The 17,690-nt window shown below is 40.5% G+C and carries 18 protein-coding genes and 1 pseudogene; 6 read left to right on the top strand and 13 right to left on the bottom strand.

Annotation, left to right across the window (positions count from 1 at the left end; genetic code table 11):
- Positions 1-47 precede the first annotated feature (47 nt).
- A complete protein-coding gene (locus CDG55_RS04755) occupies positions 48-815 on the top strand; it encodes a hydroxymethylpyrimidine/phosphomethylpyrimidine kinase (RefSeq protein WP_087536788.1) in 768 nt (255 codons plus the stop codon).
- 79 nt (positions 816-894) lie between these two features.
- Here CDG55_RS04755 and lysM read toward each other — a convergent pair whose 3' ends face one another.
- The 7 genes from lysM to CDG55_RS04720 form a co-directional block, all read right to left on the bottom strand.
- The gene (lysM, locus tag CDG55_RS04750; RefSeq protein ID WP_087536770.1) at positions 895-1,368 is read right to left on the bottom strand and encodes a peptidoglycan-binding protein LysM; all 474 of its coding nucleotides are present in this window, start codon (positions 1,366-1,368) and stop codon (positions 895-897) included.
- Positions 1,369-1,582: 214 nt separating this feature from the next.
- Positions 1,583-1,825: an acyl carrier protein gene (gene acpP, locus CDG55_RS04745; RefSeq protein ID WP_004682864.1), complete on the bottom strand. Its 243-nt coding sequence runs from the start codon at positions 1,823-1,825 to the stop codon at positions 1,583-1,585.
- A 186-nt stretch (positions 1,826-2,011) separates the two neighbouring features.
- Positions 2,012-2,248 carry an acyl carrier protein gene (acpP, locus tag CDG55_RS04740; protein WP_004655272.1) on the bottom strand — a complete coding sequence of 79 codons (237 nt, stop codon included), beginning with the start codon at positions 2,246-2,248 and terminating at the stop codon, positions 2,012-2,014.
- 86 nt (positions 2,249-2,334) lie between these two features.
- A complete protein-coding gene (gene fabG, locus CDG55_RS04735) occupies positions 2,335-3,069 on the bottom strand; it encodes a 3-oxoacyl-ACP reductase FabG (RefSeq protein ID WP_004663557.1) in 735 nt (244 codons plus the stop codon).
- A complete protein-coding gene (gene fabD / locus CDG55_RS04730) occupies positions 3,066-4,058 on the bottom strand; it encodes an ACP S-malonyltransferase (RefSeq protein WP_087536769.1) in 993 nt (330 codons plus the stop codon). The genes fabG and fabD overlap by 4 nt, the downstream gene beginning before the upstream one ends.
- Before the next feature lie 195 nt (positions 4,059-4,253).
- Entirely contained in the window at positions 4,254-4,439 is a 186-nt protein-coding gene (gene rpmF / locus CDG55_RS04725) for a 50S ribosomal protein L32 (RefSeq protein ID WP_004638135.1), read from the bottom strand.
- A gap of 78 nt (positions 4,440-4,517) precedes the next feature.
- On the bottom strand, positions 4,518-5,078 hold the full coding sequence (locus CDG55_RS04720) for a YceD family protein (RefSeq protein ID WP_004663562.1): 561 nt from the start codon (positions 5,076-5,078) through the stop codon (positions 4,518-4,520).
- 95 nt (positions 5,079-5,173) lie between these two features.
- Between CDG55_RS04720 and CDG55_RS04715 the strand changes: the two genes are divergently transcribed.
- Together CDG55_RS04715 and CDG55_RS04710 are read left to right on the top strand one after the other, a co-directional pair.
- Positions 5,174-5,836, top strand: a complete 663-nt coding sequence (locus CDG55_RS04715; RefSeq protein ID WP_005217963.1) for an elongation factor P hydroxylase — start codon at positions 5,174-5,176, stop codon at positions 5,834-5,836.
- A 91-nt stretch (positions 5,837-5,927) separates the two neighbouring features.
- On the top strand, positions 5,928-6,545 hold the full coding sequence (locus tag CDG55_RS04710; RefSeq protein ID WP_005217965.1) for an L-threonylcarbamoyladenylate synthase: 618 nt from the start codon (positions 5,928-5,930) through the stop codon (positions 6,543-6,545).
- Between the two features lie 14 nt (positions 6,546-6,559).
- Here CDG55_RS04710 and CDG55_RS04705 read toward each other — a convergent pair.
- A pseudogene (locus CDG55_RS04705) lies at positions 6,560-7,276 on the bottom strand (GNAT family N-acetyltransferase).
- Positions 7,277-7,521: 245 nt separating this feature from the next.
- On the opposite strand from CDG55_RS04705, the gene CDG55_RS04700 reads away from it, so the two are divergent.
- The 3 genes from CDG55_RS04700 to rluB are packed head-to-tail and all read left to right on the top strand — an operon-like array spanning position 7,522 to position 9,888.
- On the top strand, positions 7,522-8,316 hold the full coding sequence (locus tag CDG55_RS04700) for a segregation and condensation protein A (RefSeq protein ID WP_087536768.1): 795 nt from the start codon (positions 7,522-7,524) through the stop codon (positions 8,314-8,316).
- Positions 8,313-8,912: an SMC-Scp complex subunit ScpB gene (gene scpB / locus CDG55_RS04695; RefSeq protein WP_087536767.1), complete on the top strand. Its 600-nt coding sequence runs from the start codon at positions 8,313-8,315 to the stop codon at positions 8,910-8,912. Before CDG55_RS04700 ends, scpB begins: the two co-directional genes overlap by 4 nt.
- A 40-nt stretch (positions 8,913-8,952) precedes the next feature.
- Positions 8,953-9,888 carry a 23S rRNA pseudouridine(2605) synthase RluB gene (gene rluB, locus CDG55_RS04690; protein WP_087536766.1) on the top strand — a complete coding sequence of 312 codons (936 nt, stop codon included), beginning with the start codon at positions 8,953-8,955 and terminating at the stop codon, positions 9,886-9,888.
- 56 nt (positions 9,889-9,944) lie between these two features.
- Here rluB and CDG55_RS04685 read toward each other — a convergent pair whose 3' ends face one another.
- From CDG55_RS04685 to CDG55_RS04665, 5 genes are read right to left on the bottom strand one after another with little or no spacing between them, the layout of a single operon-like run.
- Entirely contained in the window at positions 9,945-11,678 is a 1,734-nt protein-coding gene (locus CDG55_RS04685; RefSeq protein ID WP_087536765.1) for an ABC transporter ATP-binding protein, read from the bottom strand.
- 12 nt (positions 11,679-11,690) lie between these two features.
- Positions 11,691-12,833 (bottom strand): ABC transporter permease, encoded by a 1,143-nt coding sequence (locus tag CDG55_RS04680; protein WP_087536764.1) that lies wholly within the window; start codon positions 12,831-12,833, stop codon positions 11,691-11,693.
- A 10-nt stretch (positions 12,834-12,843) separates the two neighbouring features.
- Positions 12,844-13,782: an ABC transporter permease gene (locus CDG55_RS04675; RefSeq protein WP_087536763.1), complete on the bottom strand. Its 939-nt coding sequence runs from the start codon at positions 13,780-13,782 to the stop codon at positions 12,844-12,846.
- Positions 13,783-13,794: 12 nt separating this feature from the next.
- Positions 13,795-15,813 carry a M3 family metallopeptidase gene (locus CDG55_RS04670; protein WP_087536762.1) on the bottom strand — a complete coding sequence of 673 codons (2,019 nt, stop codon included), beginning with the start codon at positions 15,811-15,813 and terminating at the stop codon, positions 13,795-13,797.
- A 58-nt stretch (positions 15,814-15,871) separates the two neighbouring features.
- Positions 15,872-17,686: an ABC transporter substrate-binding protein gene (locus CDG55_RS04665; RefSeq protein ID WP_087536761.1), complete on the bottom strand. Its 1,815-nt coding sequence runs from the start codon at positions 17,684-17,686 to the stop codon at positions 15,872-15,874.
- Positions 17,687-17,690: the final 4 nt, after the last annotated feature.

The raw sequence follows: 17,690 nt of genomic DNA, 5'->3' as shown, positions 1-17,690 counted from the left end.
GAAACTCCCATATACTAGCTTAAATGAGAGAATAAAAGGAAATGGCTGTGCGTCCTACCGTACTATGTTTTTCAGGTTTAGATCCATCAGGTGGTGCTGGCTTACAAGCAGATATTGAGGCTATTGGGCAAAGTGGCGCACATGCAGCCATTGCCTGCACAGCATTGACCATTCAAAACTCGCAACAAGTCTTTGGTTTTGAAGCCACGTCAAAAGAGTTACTACTTGCTCAAGCAAATGCAGTAGTGGGTGATTTACCGATTAAATGTGTAAAATCAGGCATGCTGGGTACAACCGATAATATTGCTGCATTGGCTGAGTTTTTACGTCAACACCCAGATTATCAATATGTACTCGATCCAGTATTAGTCGCAAATAGTGGGGGTTCACTCGGTGATCAAGCAACATTAGTTAAAGCATTTGTTGAGTTAATCCCTTTAGCTACAGTCATTACCCCCAATACAGTTGAATTAAGAGCATTAACAGGTATTCATGATATTGAGCAAGCCACTCAAAAATTATTTGAGATGGGCGCAAAAGCTGTACTAGTGAAAGGTGGACATGAAGATACACCTGATCATATTCGCAATGTACTTTATGCTGACGGCAAAATGATTGCTGAAAGCCATTGCCCTCGTTTAGACGGACAATATCATGGTTCTGGCTGTTCTTTGGCAAGCTTTATTGCAGGTCGTTTAGCTTTGGGAGATTCCCTTAAAATTGCAGTGCAACATGCTGAAACATGGTTGTTTGGTGTTTTGAAAAATGCGGAATCGCCTGTGGTGAATGGGCAGAAGATTCCGAAGCGGTTTTAAGTTGTTTTCAAATTGATAAATCTTCCAGAATTTATTAATAAAAAAGGCGCAATACGCGCCTCTTCTGTCACATTACAATTTATTCAGGGATACGCAAAACTTGTCCAGGAAAAATATCATCCGCATTTTTGAGTAATGGTCTATTCGCTTCAAAAATTTTATTGTATTGGTTTGGATCGCCATAATACTCTTTAGAAATCTTAGATAAATTATCACCTGATTTTACAGTATAGAATTTACTTTCTGGTTCAGGCACTTCAACCGTCATCTGATCATCGACCTGAGCAACATGATCAATATTCCCAACGGCAAGAACTATCTTTTCTTTATCTGCTTGGCTTTTGACTCGCCCTTTAATAATGGCTGTATCGGTATTTCCATTATAGGTTACTGATAAACCATCAACACCAAGACCTAAACTTTTAATCAAACCTAATAATTTATTGGCAATTTCTTGAGCTGAAGGCTCAACAGGTGTGGCTGGAGCAGGCTGAGGTTCTGCTGGTGCTGTATTTTTTTTACCAATGCCTTTAACAAAATCAAAAATACCCATTTTTTATTTCCTCTGTAATTATTGATTAAGCATAGTCAAAACAGACTTACAATTAGTTATACCGAAAAAATAAAGCATGCGAGTTTCAATTTAACGAGGTCTTGTAAATATATGTATATGCAGTAAAACTGATTTTAAGCTTTCACATTTATATATTTTAAATATAAAAAGCCACCTTACGGCGGCTTTCAATTCGTTCAAAACTTGAAGCAATTTAAGCATTTTCTCCCACAATATTGGTCATATAATCAATTGCAGATTGAACGGTAATAATTTTCTCAGCCTCTTCATAAGGAATTTGAGTACCAAATTCCCCCTCAAAAGCCATAATAAGCTCAACTACAGCCAATGAATCAGCGCCTAAATCATCTGTAAAGGATGCATTTGGTAAAACATCTTCTTCATTTACACGAAGTTGCTCAATAATGATCTCTTTAATACGGTTTGCTATATTCATAAAATTCCCTTTTGTTGTTATGGTTTAATACATTATTTTAAATAGCATAAAATTTATACACTCAAATAAATTATTTTCATATTTATAGTTTATTTTTTTTGTAAGATATTTTTACATCTATTCATATGAAAAGTTGAACATATAAAAAAGCCACCGAAAAAGGTGGCTTTTAATCATGTGATATGATTAACCAAGTTTTTTGGTTACATAATCAATTGCAGATTGAACAGTCGTGATTTCATTAGAATCTTCGTCTGGAATCGTGATATCAAAATCATTTTCGAAAGACATTACAAGTTCAACCAGATCCAAAGAGTCAGCACCTAAATCATCCATGAAAGATGCTTCATTCTTGATCTCTTCAGCACGCATACCTAATTGTTCAGCTACAGCTTGTTTGATGCGTTGTTCGATATCGCTCACAGGAATTCTCCTCATTGCTTGTGGCGTTTTGATTTGCCACTAGTTTAATTGAATATAAAAACTTTTAAAAGTTTATACATCGCCAGTTAGGCCATGTATAGACCACCATTTACGTGTAAAACTGTACCAGTAATGTAACTAGCCTTATCGCTAGCCAGGAAACTCACTGCATCAGCAATATCTTGAGGTTCACCTAGACGACTTAAAGCTACTTGATCAGTCATTTTTTTACGAATATCTTCGCTTAACTGATCAGTCATTTCAGTGGCAATGAAACCAGGTGCAACACTGTTCACTGTAATCTGACGACTCCCCATCTCTTTGGCTAAGCTACGACTGAATGCTTCAATCCCTGCTTTTGCTGCTGAGTAGTTCGCCTGTCCAGGGTTCGCAAAATGTGCAACCACTGAACTAATGTTAATAATGCGGCCAAAACGTGCTTTGGTCATACCTTTCAATACGCGTTTAGACAAGCGATATACGGCTTTCAGATGAATATTGAGAATGTCGTCCCAATCATCTTCCGACATACGAAGCAACAAGTTATCTTTGGTAATGCCTGCGTTGTTCACCAAGATCAGTACTGAACCATATTTTTGTTCAATATCTGATACAAGTGCATCAATCGCTGCACCATCACGAACATCGAGTACAGCACCTGCCCCATGTTCAGCAAAGCTTTCTGTCAGTTTTTGTGCGCCTGATTCAGAAGTTGCTGTGCCTACCACAAAATAACCGTCTTGAATGAGTTGCTGTGCAATTGCTGCGCCAATACCACGGCTTGCTCCTGTCACTAACGCAACTTTTCGTTGTTGTGTCATGCAATTTTTCCTTCTGCCACTAACACTGCGTTTAGGGCATCTTCCATACGTGCTTTGCTATCAATCGCAAATGCTTTTTCTATGTTGGGTAATCGCTTGGCAAGATTGCTGAGTACTGTACCTGGTCCACATTCAACCACATACTGCACACCTTCATCTTGAAGATATTGCATGGTACGTGTCCATTGAACTGACTGATATAACTGAGCCGTCAATGCCTGACGTAACTGGGCAACATCCGTTGCGATTTCCGCGTTGACATTTTGTATTACAGGAATGCTAGGTAGCTCAATGGCAGTTTGTTCCAAAGCTTCAGCAAACTTTTCTGCTGCTGGTTTCATCAAGGTACAATGTGACGGAACAGAAACAGGCAATGCAATCGCTTTACCAGATTGCTCTTTTGCTTCAGCCATGACTTGCTGAACCAAAGCTGTACTGCCTGCAATCACCACCTGACCTTGCGCATTATAATTCGCCGCTTCAACCGAACCTTGGCCTGCCGCATATGCATTCACTTTTTGGCAAAGCTCGATCACTTTCTCATCGGCTAAACCAAGAATTGCAGCCATTGCGCCTGCACCTTGAGGAACAGCACTCTGCATCAATTTTCCGCGTAAATGGACTAATTTAACAGCGTCAGCTAGACTCATTGCCTCTGCTGCAACAAGCGCACTGTATTCTCCCAAAGAATGTCCAGCCAAGTATTTCGGTGCTATACCCCCTAACTCTAACCATACACGCCATAAGGCAATACTTGCTGTTAGCAAAACTGGTTGAGTATTTTCAGTTTGATCTAAACCCTCACCACTTTGGGCAATCTGCCAAAGATCAAAACCAAGTGCTGCTGATGCTTCTGCAAAGGTATCTCGAACGACACTAAACTGCTCTGCAAGCTCAGCCAGCATCCCTACTTTTTGTGAACCCTGACCAGGAAAAACAAATGCTGTTTTTGTTGCTTGAGCAGCCTGCTCAAGTCGCTTAGTCGACATATAAAAATCCTTAAAATGGTCTATCGCCAGTTTTATCAACACTCATAATTCTACATGAGAATGACAACAGACTCTTTTCCGATGCGGCAATTTACCATTGATTAAATCGTTTTTTAATTGCGAAAAACAACAAAAAAGGGAGCTTTCGCTCCCATTTTTTATACTTTAAGCTAACGCTTAATGCATATAACTCAATTATTCAGCATCAGCTGCTTTAGCGAATAATTGACGACCACGGTAAATACCGTCTTTAGTCACGTGGTGACGACGATGAGTTTCACCAGTAGTTTGGTCTACAGATAATGCATTCTCGGTTAAAGCGTCATGTGAACGGCGCATGTCACGGCGAGAGCGACTTTTACGGTTTTGCTGAACGGCCATGATGGCTCCTTACAAAGATCGAAAAATGGATCAGAACAAATTCAGTTGTCTTAACTCAACATGATAACACAAATTGTGTTATGAGTTAAGTTTGCCTTTCAAACTTGCCAAAACATCAAACGGGTTATCCCGCTTTTCTTCGACAACGTCCTGAACGACAGGTTGATGTTTATGCTCACAAACATCATGTTTGGGAGACAAAGGCATCAACAATAACAATTCATCTTCTAGTAATGCGAGTAAATCAATCGAAGCAGGTGTATCAATACTCCCTTTTTTCGACGATTCACTTTCACCTAAAACGATGAAATCAGCATCCTCATCCAATCGCTCTATCAGTGACTCATCATCAATTAAAGCTAAATGAAATTCTGAGACTAATTCAATTTCAACAGATCCCAAGCAACGTTGGCATTCCATTGGAACTTTAGTATCAATATGTCCATCTAACCATACAATGCGATGATAGGCATCCATTGATAGCTTACAGTCTATGTTGATCAATTGATCATCAATTGAACCAACAGCTTCTCGAGCAATACGAGCAAAGCGAGACAATGGCAGTGTTCCTGACCATGTATAGCCCTGTTCAGCCCATTTAAATGGCTCGATTTGGCTTGGAAAAGTATTTGCTGACATAATTAAGGCGGCAATTCTACAAATTCATCGGTACTCTGTCAAAGATTAAGATACAATTTTGCACTTCTTTAGACAGAACTCGTGGTAACACAGCAATGCATCTGTTGCAGCCGCAACTTGAAGTAACAACTTCATCACTTGTTAGCCCCCATTCAATCACTGCTCCTATGTTAACACCAGATCAAGTGCAACGCTCATCTTGGAAAACGTTAACAACAGAACCAGAACAGGTTGATTGGCTTATTTTACACTTTAATCACTGGTTTTCCCACCATAATGTCACGCTTGTTAAAGGTGATTTTGAACCAGAATATTTCCCAGCCATAAATCAACAGCCTGCAAAAATCCAATTTGCACATGGTTTCTTTAACAGTGCCTTGCATGAAATTAGTCATTGGAGTATTTCAGGTGAAAAACGTCGCCTTTTACCTGATTTAGGTTATTGGTATGCACCCGATGGTCGTACTGCAGAACAGCAAGCTTTATTTGAACAAGTTGAAATTAAGCCTCAAGCCATTGAATGGTTATTTGCAACAGCCTTTGGTCGAAAGTTTCGTGTCTCTTTAGATAATCTAACGGGTGATAGCGGCAATGGGACACAATTTAAAGATAATGTTTTTGCTCAAGTACAACGTTATTTTTCGGGTGAAGCCACTTTACCACGAGATGCTGCACATTTTATTCACTATATCTGTGTTTGTACCCGTAATGGCTTACCATTACAACTAAATGAATTTAAACGTGAATTACTTGATTGAATGACAAAATTAACACATCTAAGACTTGCATCTTTACTAGAACAAGTTTCATACTTAATTCAGCCATAAAGATCAGGGAGTTACAATAATAATGTTACATTTACATATTCATCCTGAAAATCCACAGGCTCGCTTAATCACTCAGGCGGTTGAACGTATTCGTGCGGGTGATGTGGTGGTTTATCCAACTGATGCAGCCTATGCGATTGGTTGTCAGATTGGGAATAAAAGTGCGATGGAGCGAATAGCTCAGATTCGTGGCTTAGGTCCTAAACATCAATATGCAATTATGTGTTGTGATTTATCTGATATTGCAACTTATGCAAAAGTCGATAATGCGATGTACAGACTGTTAAAAGCCAATACCCCTGCTATTACCACATTTATTTTACCTGCTACCAGTGAAGTGCCAAAACGCTTAATGCACCCAAAGAAAAAAACAATTGGTCTGCGTATTCCAAGTAATCCTGTTGCACAAGCTTTATTACAAGAACTTGGCGAACCGTTACTCACCAGTACATTGATCTTGCCTGATCAAAAAGATCCGCTTGATGATCCTTATGATATTGAAAATCAGCTCGGTAAACGCATTGATGTGTTTATTGACAGCGGCTTCGGTACCTTATCCACCACCAGTATCGTGGATTTATCTGGAGAAAATCCTGAAATTATCCGTCGTGGTGTTGGTGATGTCAGTGCTTTTGAATAAGCACTGATCCTTATTCAATCAAAAAAATCAGACAACTTCTGTTTCTGAATACCCTGCCAATCAAAATTGTCTGGGTTTAACCATTACTGATAAGCATTTTTTAATTCCGACCACTCATCATCTACAATCGAAAACCATGCAGTATTTCGATTTCGTCCTTTTATGATCCGATCTTGGCGAAATACGCCTTCATACTGAAAACAGAAGCGTAAAGCGGCAGCTTTAGACGGCGCATTACAATCATCACATTTCCATTCAATACGTCTAAAACCATGTGCAAAACATTGTTCTAGGAGTAAGAAAATTGTTTCAGTTGACGCCTTTGATTTTTTCATTTTATGTGAAAAATAAACATTACCAATCTCAATCACGCCATGCCCAAGCCTCGGATTTAACAATGCAACCCAACCTTGTATCTCTTCAGCAACTTGAATTAGAAAATGAGTGGAATCTTTAAAGCCGAATAAGTTGTCTAATGAATCTTTTAAACTATGTTGGCTCTGTGGAGCTGAATAAGGCAGATAAGTCCAGCATCTTTCATCGGGTTCTGTCGATACCGCTTCCCATAACTGCCCTGCCGCCTGATCTGTTATGCCATCAGCTACATCAACCAACTGAACGTATTGTCCAAATATATTTCCCTGCACGGGTGAAGCTGTCACATTTTCTTCAAGCGAAAAACCTATCGTTTGTCCGAACTGATTCCGTTGTGTTTTTAAATAATTTTTCATGGTGACTTATAGTTTAGAAATGCGAAGTTTAATGGCCGATTTAAGTATAAGATTTTTATATCATCCATATTCGCTTGTATAAGTATAGAAAATACCCTGAGAACTTTAAGGTTTTTGTAAGTGAGTAATTTATTAAATGAAGGATTTCGATTAGAATAGGCTTGCTTGTAGCATGTGTCACTTTCTTGAACACAAAAAAATCATCCTTTCATGCTTTTGAAAATTCGCGTGGCTTATAAACGGTAATGAATCAAATTCTTCCTTCGACCTTGGAATTAATTCCTTCCATTCGTGTGCTTGACGAGTGGCAAGAAGTCATACCTGAAGATTTGTACATTCCACCTGCCGCATTTGAAATTTTACTGGAGCAGTTTGAAGGGCCATTAGACTTTCTGATTTATTTGATTCAGAAAAATGGCTTTGATCTTTTACAGTTAGATATTTCACCAATTGCAACCCAGTATTTATCCTATATGGATAGTATGAAGTCTTTGAATATCGAATTAACTGCTGATTATATGGTGATGGCAGCATTACTCGCTGATTTGAAATCACGATTATTGCTTCCAAAACCAACTCTAGTTGATCAATTTGAAAAAGATCCTAAACAAGAGTTAATTGATCGTTTAGAAACATACCTCCGTATTAAGCAAGCAGCTGAACGATTAGGGCAAATGCCAATCTTTGAAAGAGATACTTTTAGTGCCAATGTAAGTCTTGGACATATTGCTCCAATTTATGAAGGTTATGATGTCGATGCCTTACGTGACGCACTATTTTGTGTGTTTAATCGTCCAGAACCGATCACACATATTGTTGCGCAGGAACCAGTACTGCTCGAAGAACGTATAGCATTTATTGAAAGCCAACTTGCATCAGGTCAAGCATTAAGTTTTATGGAATTATTAAATCCTATGCAAGGTCGTATGGGCATGGTGGTGACTTTTATGGCAGTGCTTGAACTCACGCGCCAGCAAAAAATTCAAATCATCCATACAGGTATTGAAGCTCCTTTAACAGTTCAAGGCATTGCAGCATGAGTTTAGATCCATTTGACACCAATGAAGGAATGTCACTTGAAGATATTCATCACGATGTCTTATTACAGATTGAAGCAATTTTGTTCGCTAGTGACTCACCAGTTTCACTTGCACGACTAAAAGAAGCATTTCAAAACCAATATAATAAACAACAATTACGTCATTTTTTACAGCAACTTGCAATGTTGCAACATGGTCGTTCAATTGAGTTAATTGAGACGGCTCAAGGGTTTCGCTTTCAGGTGCGAGCAAAGTATCGCAATATTATTACGCAGGTTTGGCCTGAACGCCCGACCAAGTTGTCACCCTCGTTGCTCGAAACAGTCGCCGTGATTGCGTATCATCAGCCTGTCACGCGTGCTGATATTGAACAGATTCGTGGTGTATCGAATAATAGTCAGATCTTGAGAAACTTATTTGACTGGAACTGGATTAAAGAAGCTGGTTTCAGGGATTTACCTGGAAGACCTGCGTTGTTGATTACAACGCCCCAATTTTTAAATGCTTTTGGTTTAGTGTCATTGAATCAATTGCCTCCCCTACAGAACGCCAAGGAAGCATTCATGGCTCTCGATGCACATGCACCGAAGTCTTGAGAGGTGAACTGTTGATCATTATGTCTAAGGTTGTGCTGTCATGAGTGAAAAATTACAAAAGGTGTTGGCGAGAGTCGGGTTAGGCTCACGTCGTTATATGGAGGAAGTCATTGCTGCTGGTCGCGTCAGTATCAATGGGAAAATTGCTCAAGTGGGTGAACGTATTGAACCTACAGATGAACTCCGTATCGATGGTCGTAAAGTTCAGTTTCAGGTTGAAGATGAAATTCGCCGCCGTGTTCTCATTTACTATAAACCAGAGGGTGAAATTTGCTCACGCAATGATCCTGAGAAACGTCCAACTGTATTTGATCATTTGCCACAAATCGCCAATGATCGTTGGGTAATGGTAGGGCGTCTGGATATTAACAGTACTGGTTTATTATTATTCACGAATGATGGTGAACTTGCTAACCGTTTAATGCACCCTTCAAACGAAGTTGAGCGTGAATATGCGGTTCGTGTGATGGGTGAAGTCACACCGCAAATTCGCAATAACATGCTGAAAGGTGTTGAACTTGAAGATGGTCCAGCCAAATTCGAATCATTCTCTGAAATTGGCGGTGAAGGTATCAACCGTTGGTATCAAGTTGTGGTTAAAGAAGGCCGTAACCGCGAAGTACGTCGTATCTTTGAATCACAAAGTCTCAAAGTAAGCCGCTTATTACGTACCCGTTATGGCACGGTAATTCTACCACGTGAGTTACGTACAGGCCGTTGGATGGAACTGGATAAGACTGACATTGACAACCTGGCAAAATCAGTTGAATTAAAACCACGTCAAGGTACTGGCTTGTTTGGTATGGCAAAACGTCGTACTGAAAAAATGGCAGAAAAACCATTGGCTGCACGTCGTGGTGGTTATTTACGTCAACAGCGCCGTGATGATGAGCAACAAGAGCAGCGTTCAGGCAATGGCAATAATAACAATGGCCGCAAAACCATTGGTTTTAATAAAGGCTTTAAGAAGTTCTAATTCTTGGCTTTAAAATGAAAAAACGCTCTGATTAGAGCGTTTTTTATGCTTGAATTTTAATGATGATGGTTTACCCCCTGCGGAATCGCATTGAGCAGCTTCTTGGTATATTCATGTTGTGGATGTAAATACAACTCATCCGAATTGGCAATTTCAACCAACTCACCATGATTCATCACCATTACCTGATCAGAAATATATTTCACTACAGATAAATCATGCGAAATAAAGATATAACTCAAACCAAATTCATCCTGTAGATCCTGCAATAAATTCAATACTTGCGCCTGCACTGAAACATCTAAGGCAGAAACGGATTCATCACAGATCAAAATCTCAGGTTTTAAAGTCAGACAGCGTGCGATGGCAATCCGTTGCCGCTGCCCACCTGAAAACTCATGCGGATAACGATCATAGGCTTGCGTAGGCAAACTGACTCGCTCTAACAGTTCCAATGCCATCTTTTTACGTTCGGCATCATTCTGACCTATGCCATGAATCCGCATCGGTTCTAATAAAATCTGCCCGATGGTAAAGCGTGGATTGAGTGAAGCATAAGGGTTCTGGAAAATAATTTGAATCTTACGTTGATACTGTGAAAATTCTTTCTCAGTCATGGCAAGAATATCTTTGCCACCAATCAAAACCTGCCCACCTGTCGCCTCATGCAAACGCATTAGCAATAGACCAATCGTGGTTTTCCCAGAACCAGACTCTCCAACCAAACCTAAAGTCTTGCCTTTAGCCAGTTGGAAGGACACGCCTTTTACGGCCTGAAATTCCTCTCGCCCCCATAAACCTTTACGGCTATAAAACGACTTTTTCAGATCTTTAACATCAAGCACAATCGGCTCATCACCAGACAAACCACGGACACGCTGTTTCAGATTTAATTCGGACAAATTGGTTGCTTCAATCAATTGTCCATTTTCGTCCTGCTTCATAAAATCACTGGTCACAGGTAAACGGTATGGACGTGAGGACAACTGTGGACGGCAATGTAACAAGGCTCGGGTATACACATCTTTGGGTTGCTGCAATACCTGCTCAACCTTGCCTGCCTCCCGAATCTCACCATGCCGCATCACAATCACTTCATCGGCTATTTCACCCACTAAAGCCAAATCATGGGTAATGAACAGCATCGACATTTGGTGACGTTGCCGCAATGATTCCAATAGGTCAATGATTTGTTTTTGAATGGTGACATCCAAAGCTGTGGTCGGTTCATCCGCAATCAATAGCTTTGGTTCACAGGCGATTGCCATCGCAATCATCACCCGTTGCTGCTGACCACCAGAAAGCTGACTTGGATACGCATCTATTTTTGTTTCAGGTGCAGGGATACCGACTTCTCGAAGTAACTCAAGCACTCGTACTCTGGCCTGCTTGCGTCCCATGCCTAAATGAATGCATAGCACTTCGGCAATCTGATCTCCGACCGTGAATACAGGATTCAATGAAGACATCGGCTCTTGGAAAATCATGGCAATTTCCTTACCACAGATTTTCCGAATTTCTTTTGCAGATAAATTCAGTAAATCCTTACCCTCAAAAGTAATACGACTTTGCGCTGCAATTTGACTTTGTCCTTTCGGTAATAAACCCATCACCGCTAGGGAAGTAACCGATTTACCACTGCCCGACTCACCAACCAAAGCCACGGTTTTATTTTTAGGAATTGAAAATGAAATTCCTTTAACCGTTTCGATCCATTGTTTATTTTCACCTTTAAAGCTGATCTGAAGATCGTCTACCTGTAATAGCGGTGTTTCATTTTGAAGTTGCATATTTTTTCTCCGCTATTTCAACTTAGGATCTAAAGCATCACGCAATGCATCAGTAAACATGGAGAATGCCGTGACTAAAACCGCCATCGCAATCGAAGCCGCTGCCAATTGCCACCATTTGCCCAAAATCAATTCACTTTGCGCTTCATTCAACATACTGCCCCATGACACCACCCCCACAGGCACACCAAAACCAAGGAAGCTCAGAATCACTTCAGATTTAATGAATGACACCACCAGAATCGAAATTTGAACCAACGCGATATGACTGACATTCGGGAAAATATGCACAAACATACGGCGTAAATGACTCACTCCAATGGCTTTGGCGGCAAGTACATATTCACGCGATTTGTGTTTCATATATTCAGCACGAACCAAACGAAATACCCCAGTCCAACCCGTTAGACCTAAAATCAAAACAATTGACAAAATTCCTTTTTGTTGGAGTACCGCAGCGATCGCGAGCACTAATAGCAGATAAGGAATCGAAGTGAAAATGTTATAGAACCAGTTCAGTACATCATCAATCCAACCGCCAAAATAACCTGCAATCGCGCCAAGAAAAGTACCAATCACCACCGCCAATAAAGCAGATAACAAACCGACCAGAATTGAGGTTTCAGCACCTTTAATAGTTTTGAGCAGTACATCTTGCCCCCACTTATCTGCCCCAAAAGGCAACGTGGTTTTTAACTCTTGTTTTTGATCGAGTAAATGCCCACCCAATTGCTGATTAATTGCCTGCATATCCGCAGCCAACGGATCAACCACACCATAATTGTCGATTGTAGCTCCAGCTTGTTGTTCAGCCTGAATTTCCGCATTGAGCTGTTGAATCACGTCTTTTAGTGGATCAACTGGATTTTCAGGTAGTGCCTCTATCTTCTGGCTACTGTCTTTCATTTGATCTGACTCAGTATCCGCCCCTAAAAATGTCGGTGCCGCGTAGCTGACGGCGACTTCTTTATTCCAATTGGAAGCAATCACGCCTGTCATGGATAAGCCTAACAAGATGAAATAAAACAGCACCACCAAGAAAGAAACCACGGCGATTCGATCTGATTTCAATCGATTCAATGCCAACTGCCAGAGTCCTGTTAATGCAGGAGATTCACTTGAGGAGGATTTGCCTTTAAAAATTGTACTGAGCATTGTCATCCTCCTATTTCAACTGTACGCGAGGATCGAGGAGCTTATAAATCAGATCGGCGATCAAGTTAAAAATCATGGTCACAACAGCGATATATACGGTAATCGCTTTAATTACAGGGAAATCACTACGCTCAACCGCAATAATAATTTCACGCCCGATACCCGGAATACCAAAGAATCGCTCAATCAGGAAAGCACCAATCAGTAAGGCAGGCAGACTAGCCATCACTTCAGTGACAATTGGAATCGATGCATTACGCAAAACATGCACACTCAGTACCCGAGACTCCCCCACACCTTTGGCACGCGCAGTCCGCACATAATCTTGGTTAATTTCATCTAGGACGAAGCTTCGATATAAACGTAGTGTTGGGGCAATGCTCACCACCAACATGATTAAGATAGGTAGCAAAGAATATTGGAATAAGTTTTGACTAAACTGATCACTCCAGCCTTGTACGGGGAACCAACTGAGTTGGTATGCCAACACATACTGGAACAGGATGATATACACCAAAATACTGATCGACATGCCAATGGTACACAGCATCATCACCATACGATCTGTCAGTGATCCACGAACTGAAGCAACCGCTAAAGCAAGGATAATTGAAATCACGGTTTGTAAAATCGTCAGTGGAATCAATAAAGTCAGTGAAGGCCCTAAACGGGTCAGGATAATCTGTGATACAGGCTCTCCCGTACTCCAACTCGCACCATAATCGAAAGTCAGAATCTGTTTAATAAAAATCCACAGCTGCACATAATAGGGCTGATCAACGCCCAATTGTTTACGGATGTTTTCGATTTGCTCTGGGCTAGACATTTTCCCTGCCAAAATATATGCAGGATCGCCCCCCACCCAGTTAAACAAGAAGAAAATCAGCAGAATGACCCCCAACATGGTCGGGATCATTTGCCATAGTCTACGCACGACATAAGCAAGCATAATGGCAAATCCTTATTTGACACGTTGACCTGTAATTTCACTAAAGAAAGCTTTGTTATCTGGTTCTCTGCCTAAGAAATCTTTGACCAGTTGAGCTGCATTCTTTTGGCTGCCTTGAGATAAAATCGTTTGGCGGTAACGCTGACCCACTTCTGGATTATTCAAGTTATCACCGAAAGCAGACAACATATCCAGAGCCAATACTTCAGACCACATATAACCATAGTAGCCCGCTTGATAGCCCATCAGATGTCCAAACTGCCCAGGAAATTCAGTATTCGGCACATAGCCTAAAGCGGTTGCGGATTCCATTTTTTTCCACACATCCATCGGCTGTACTTTGAGTGCATCAGCGCCATGCAATGCCATATCATATTGTGCATAAAGCGTTTGGCGTGCATACCCTAATCCACGTCCATAATTATGCACAGCTTTTAATCGTGCAATCAGTGCATCATCCACTCTCGGACAAGCAGGATCACAATAGTCAGCGACTTTAGATAAAGTTTCTTTACGGCGTGCCCATTCTTCATACATTTGCGATGGTGCTTCAACAAAATCACGCTCTACTGATGTTCCTGACTGACCTGAATAGTGGGTTTTTGACAAAATTCCATGTAAAGCATGCCCAAACTCATGCACAAAAGTTTCAAGCTCATTGCTGTTTAAACCTTTACGATTAAAATTAGTCACTAATACTGAAATTGGTTTACGTTTACTCAGCGTACTGCCCCCATATACGCCCCATACTGCTGCATGACCATATTTACCTTCACGTGGGAACTTATCCATATATAAGCTACCCAAGATCTCACCTGTTTTTTGGTCTACAACATCGTAATATTCGACTTCTTGTTGCCACGTACCCACTTTGGCAGCTTTAAACTGAATACCATACAAATTTTCGGAAATTGCAAATAACCATTTCTGTGCGGCGAGTGTTGGGAAATAATCACGCAGTTTTTCTTGGTCAATCTGGTATTTGTCCTTGCGTAGTTTTTCGCTCCAATACCCCACATTCCAACGGTTAATTTCAGCTTTTTCCAAAGAAATATTTAGGGTTTTAGCTTTAAATGCACGTAACTCCTGCACCTCTTTTTGCTCTAAAGGTGCCACGACTTTATGAACATCTGCTAAGAAGTTATTCACTGTTTTTGGTGTTTTCGCCATGCGTTTCTTTAATGCCCAGTCTGCATAACTTGGCTGACCAAATAGCTGTGCTAATTCATAACGTAAGTCGACAATCTGTTTAAGCAGGACTAAATTCTTTTCTGTACCACGACGTGTAAATGCCGTTTGATAACGTTTTCTTGCATCATCACTGTCTGAAAGTTCCATAAATGGTTGATATTCAGGATATTCAAAACCCAATAAATAATTGCCTTTATCATTTTTCTTTAAGCCTGAAATATAACTTTCAGGTAGTCCCTTTAATTCGGCTGGCGTGAATTCTAATTTCTCTGGATTATCCCGGACATTACGAGAGAACTCTTGCGAAAGTTTGGTGAGTTCATCCAATATATGTTTTAAACGTGCTCGTTTTTCAGGTGCAAGCTGCACCCCTGTATCTTCAAATTGATCAAGAATATCTTGACGATATTTACGATCAATTGGATCTGTTGTTTTGGTATTTTTAATTCGTTGATACAACTTTGGGTTCTGATAAATTTCAGTCTGCAACTGATTGATTTTTACTTCACAATCATCAGCAGCCTTACGAAATTTCGCATCGGGATGCACATTGCTATATAAGCTAATTGGCCCAGAAAAATCCTCAAAGCTTGCCATCAATTGGTCCCATTCAGCTAGAACAGATACAGCTGTCGATTGCGGTTGAATGGATTGTTGTTCTAATTGAGAAATACGCTGTTGTAACTTGTGTAAATTCGCATCGCACCATTCTGCACTGTCATTCAGTTTAAAAATAGGTAAAACAGCAGATGTGCTTTCTGCCCACACGCCTTGACTCATCCCTGTGATCACCATAGATAACAGACATAGTGTCGATCGTTTCAACATTTTTTTCGCCATTATTCTCTCCAATTTAATTCATCAATCATTTGGGTTTCTTGCGAACCCTTTTATAGGACTAAGGTTGCTTATCTTGCATATCAATGTACATCCATTCTGCGGGCAGAATCGGATGCTTTTTATAGCCAATCACTCGAGGTTGAGCCACGACAGTTCGGTAACGCGTCGACATGAATTGTACAGGCGCATAAAACTCTAAAAGACGTGACATTTTGCGATATAACAAATTCCGTTCAGGACCATCAGCAAGTTTCAATGACTGTTCATATAAACGATCATATTCTGGCAATTTAAAACAAGTATGGTTGGTGGCATGAATATTATTGCCATAAAACAACTGCACAAAGTTGTCTGCATCAGGATAGTCTGCAATCCAAGCGGAAGCTTTAAACATGGTTTTACATTGTTTTTCAGCCTTTAAACCTTCTGCAAAAGGCACAGGTTTAGAGACCATATTGACTTTGATATTGGCTAATTCTTTCTTTAACAGTTCTGCCATCTGCATACTGCGTGCACTGCTACTGGATGGCATAAACTCAATCACCAGTGGCTTGCCATTCGGCAACATCCGCCAACCATCTTTGCCCACTTTGTAGTTATAACGATCTAGTAATAAATTTGCTGCTTTGACGGAATACGGAATGCTGCTTCTATAACTGGGATCATGCCCCGCGATACCATAAGGAATCGGCGATTCTAAATTTTTGGCGTTCCCTTTGGCTAAAATGTTGATAAATTTCTCTTTAGAGGTTGCCATCGCCATTGCACGGCGTAAAGCAATTTTCTCTTTACTCACGCCACCGACCACAGGGTTTTGTATATTCCAATACAAATAATCAATCGAAGGGTCAGCAATACGTGAAAGTTGAATCCCTTTTTTTGCCAACTCTGGCTTTAACTGACCATCTTTTAAAGCTTGTGCAGGTAATTCACCATCTAAAGTAAATATATCTAGCCCATCTTTTTGGAAAGATAACCATCCTGACTGTGATTCTTCAATCACTTGAATATCAACCACACCAATCTGCGGCATTTTTTTGCCTTGCATTTGCTTTACGATTTTCTGATCTTCAGGATGGGTCGCTTTAAAATTCCATGTATAACCGCGATAATCAGGATTTGCTTTCAAAATAATACGCGAGCCTGGTGTCCATTGTGCGAGCACATAAGGACCTGTCCCCACAGGATGTCCCATCGCATAGCCTGCTTTATCACGATAATGTTCAATCACTTCACGGGCGACTGCACCCGTTGGCTGATGTGCAAGTAGCATTGGAAAATTATAATTTGGTTCTTTTAATCGAATCACCAAAGTATAACGATCTGGTGTTTGTAGCCCTGCAATCGGCTGATCGTAATTAAATTTTCCATTTTTCGCTGCTTGCTGGATAGCACTATCTATTCCTGAGATACGTCCATCAAACAACCAACTGTTGGGTGAATGTAGATTTGGATCAAGCAAACGTTTAAAAGAATAGGCATAGTCTGCTGCAGTTAATTCTCTCGCTTTGCCTTTAAATACAGGATCAGGGGTGAAATAAATTCCTTTTTTTATTCGAATGGTATAGGTCAAACCATCGGTACTCACTTCTGGCAAAGCCACCGCCGTATTTGGAACGAGTTTTGCGGGTGAAGCTAAATAATCATAGGTATATAATGTTTCAAACACTGAATACAAAATATGTGCTGAATATAAATCTTGTACAGCAACAGGATCAAATCCAGTCTCAGCCACGGGAAAAGCATAACGTAACACTTTTTTTGGATCGGCAGGGCTTTTCGCTTCTGTAATCGTTACCCCTAGACTTAATGTTGTCCCCAATAACAGCACAAGACTAGTCCGTTGCATCGAAAGTTTAAAATTTTGCTTCATCATA

Source organism: Acinetobacter sp. WCHA45, assembly GCF_002165255.2.
In the GTDB taxonomy this organism is placed as follows: Bacteria; Pseudomonadota; Gammaproteobacteria; order Pseudomonadales; family Moraxellaceae; genus Acinetobacter.
This window is presented reverse-complemented; position numbering and strand designations above follow the sequence as displayed.

Bases quoted from the DNA above. Each gene is read 5' to 3' on its own strand.
- scpB (WP_087536767.1), top strand. From the start codon at position 8,313: ATGAGTTTAGATCCATTTGACACCAATGAAGGAATGTCACTTGAAGAT.
- CDG55_RS04700 (WP_087536768.1), top strand. From the start codon at position 7,522: ATGAATCAAATTCTTCCTTCGACCTTGGAATTAATTCCTTCCATTCGT.
- CDG55_RS04675 (WP_087536763.1), bottom strand. From the start codon at position 13,782: ATGCTTGCTTATGTCGTGCGTAGACTATGGCAAATGATCCCGACCATG.
- CDG55_RS04670 (WP_087536762.1), bottom strand. From the start codon at position 15,813: ATGGCGAAAAAAATGTTGAAACGATCGACACTATGTCTGTTATCTATG.
- acpP (WP_004682864.1), bottom strand. From the start codon at position 1,825: ATGAATATAGCAAACCGTATTAAAGAGATCATTATTGAGCAACTTCGT.
- CDG55_RS04685 (WP_087536765.1), bottom strand. From the start codon at position 11,678: ATGCAACTTCAAAATGAAACACCGCTATTACAGGTAGACGATCTTCAG.
- CDG55_RS04665 (WP_087536761.1), bottom strand. From the start codon at position 17,686: ATGAAGCAAAATTTTAAACTTTCGATGCAACGGACTAGTCTTGTGCTG.
- rluB (WP_087536766.1), top strand. From the start codon at position 8,953: ATGAGTGAAAAATTACAAAAGGTGTTGGCGAGAGTCGGGTTAGGCTCA.
- CDG55_RS04720 (WP_004663562.1), bottom strand. From the start codon at position 5,078: ATGTCAGCAAATACTTTTCCAAGCCAAATCGAGCCATTTAAATGGGCT.
- CDG55_RS04715 (WP_005217963.1), top strand. From the start codon at position 5,174: ATGCATCTGTTGCAGCCGCAACTTGAAGTAACAACTTCATCACTTGTT.
- fabG (WP_004663557.1), bottom strand. From the start codon at position 3,069: ATGACACAACAACGAAAAGTTGCGTTAGTGACAGGAGCAAGCCGTGGT.
- CDG55_RS04710 (WP_005217965.1), top strand. From the start codon at position 5,928: ATGTTACATTTACATATTCATCCTGAAAATCCACAGGCTCGCTTAATC.
- fabD (WP_087536769.1), bottom strand. From the start codon at position 4,058: ATGTCGACTAAGCGACTTGAGCAGGCTGCTCAAGCAACAAAAACAGCA.
- rpmF (WP_004638135.1), bottom strand. From the start codon at position 4,439: ATGGCCGTTCAGCAAAACCGTAAAAGTCGCTCTCGCCGTGACATGCGC.
- CDG55_RS04680 (WP_087536764.1), bottom strand. From the start codon at position 12,833: ATGCTCAGTACAATTTTTAAAGGCAAATCCTCCTCAAGTGAATCTCCT.
- lysM (WP_087536770.1), bottom strand. From the start codon at position 1,368: ATGGGTATTTTTGATTTTGTTAAAGGCATTGGTAAAAAAAATACAGCA.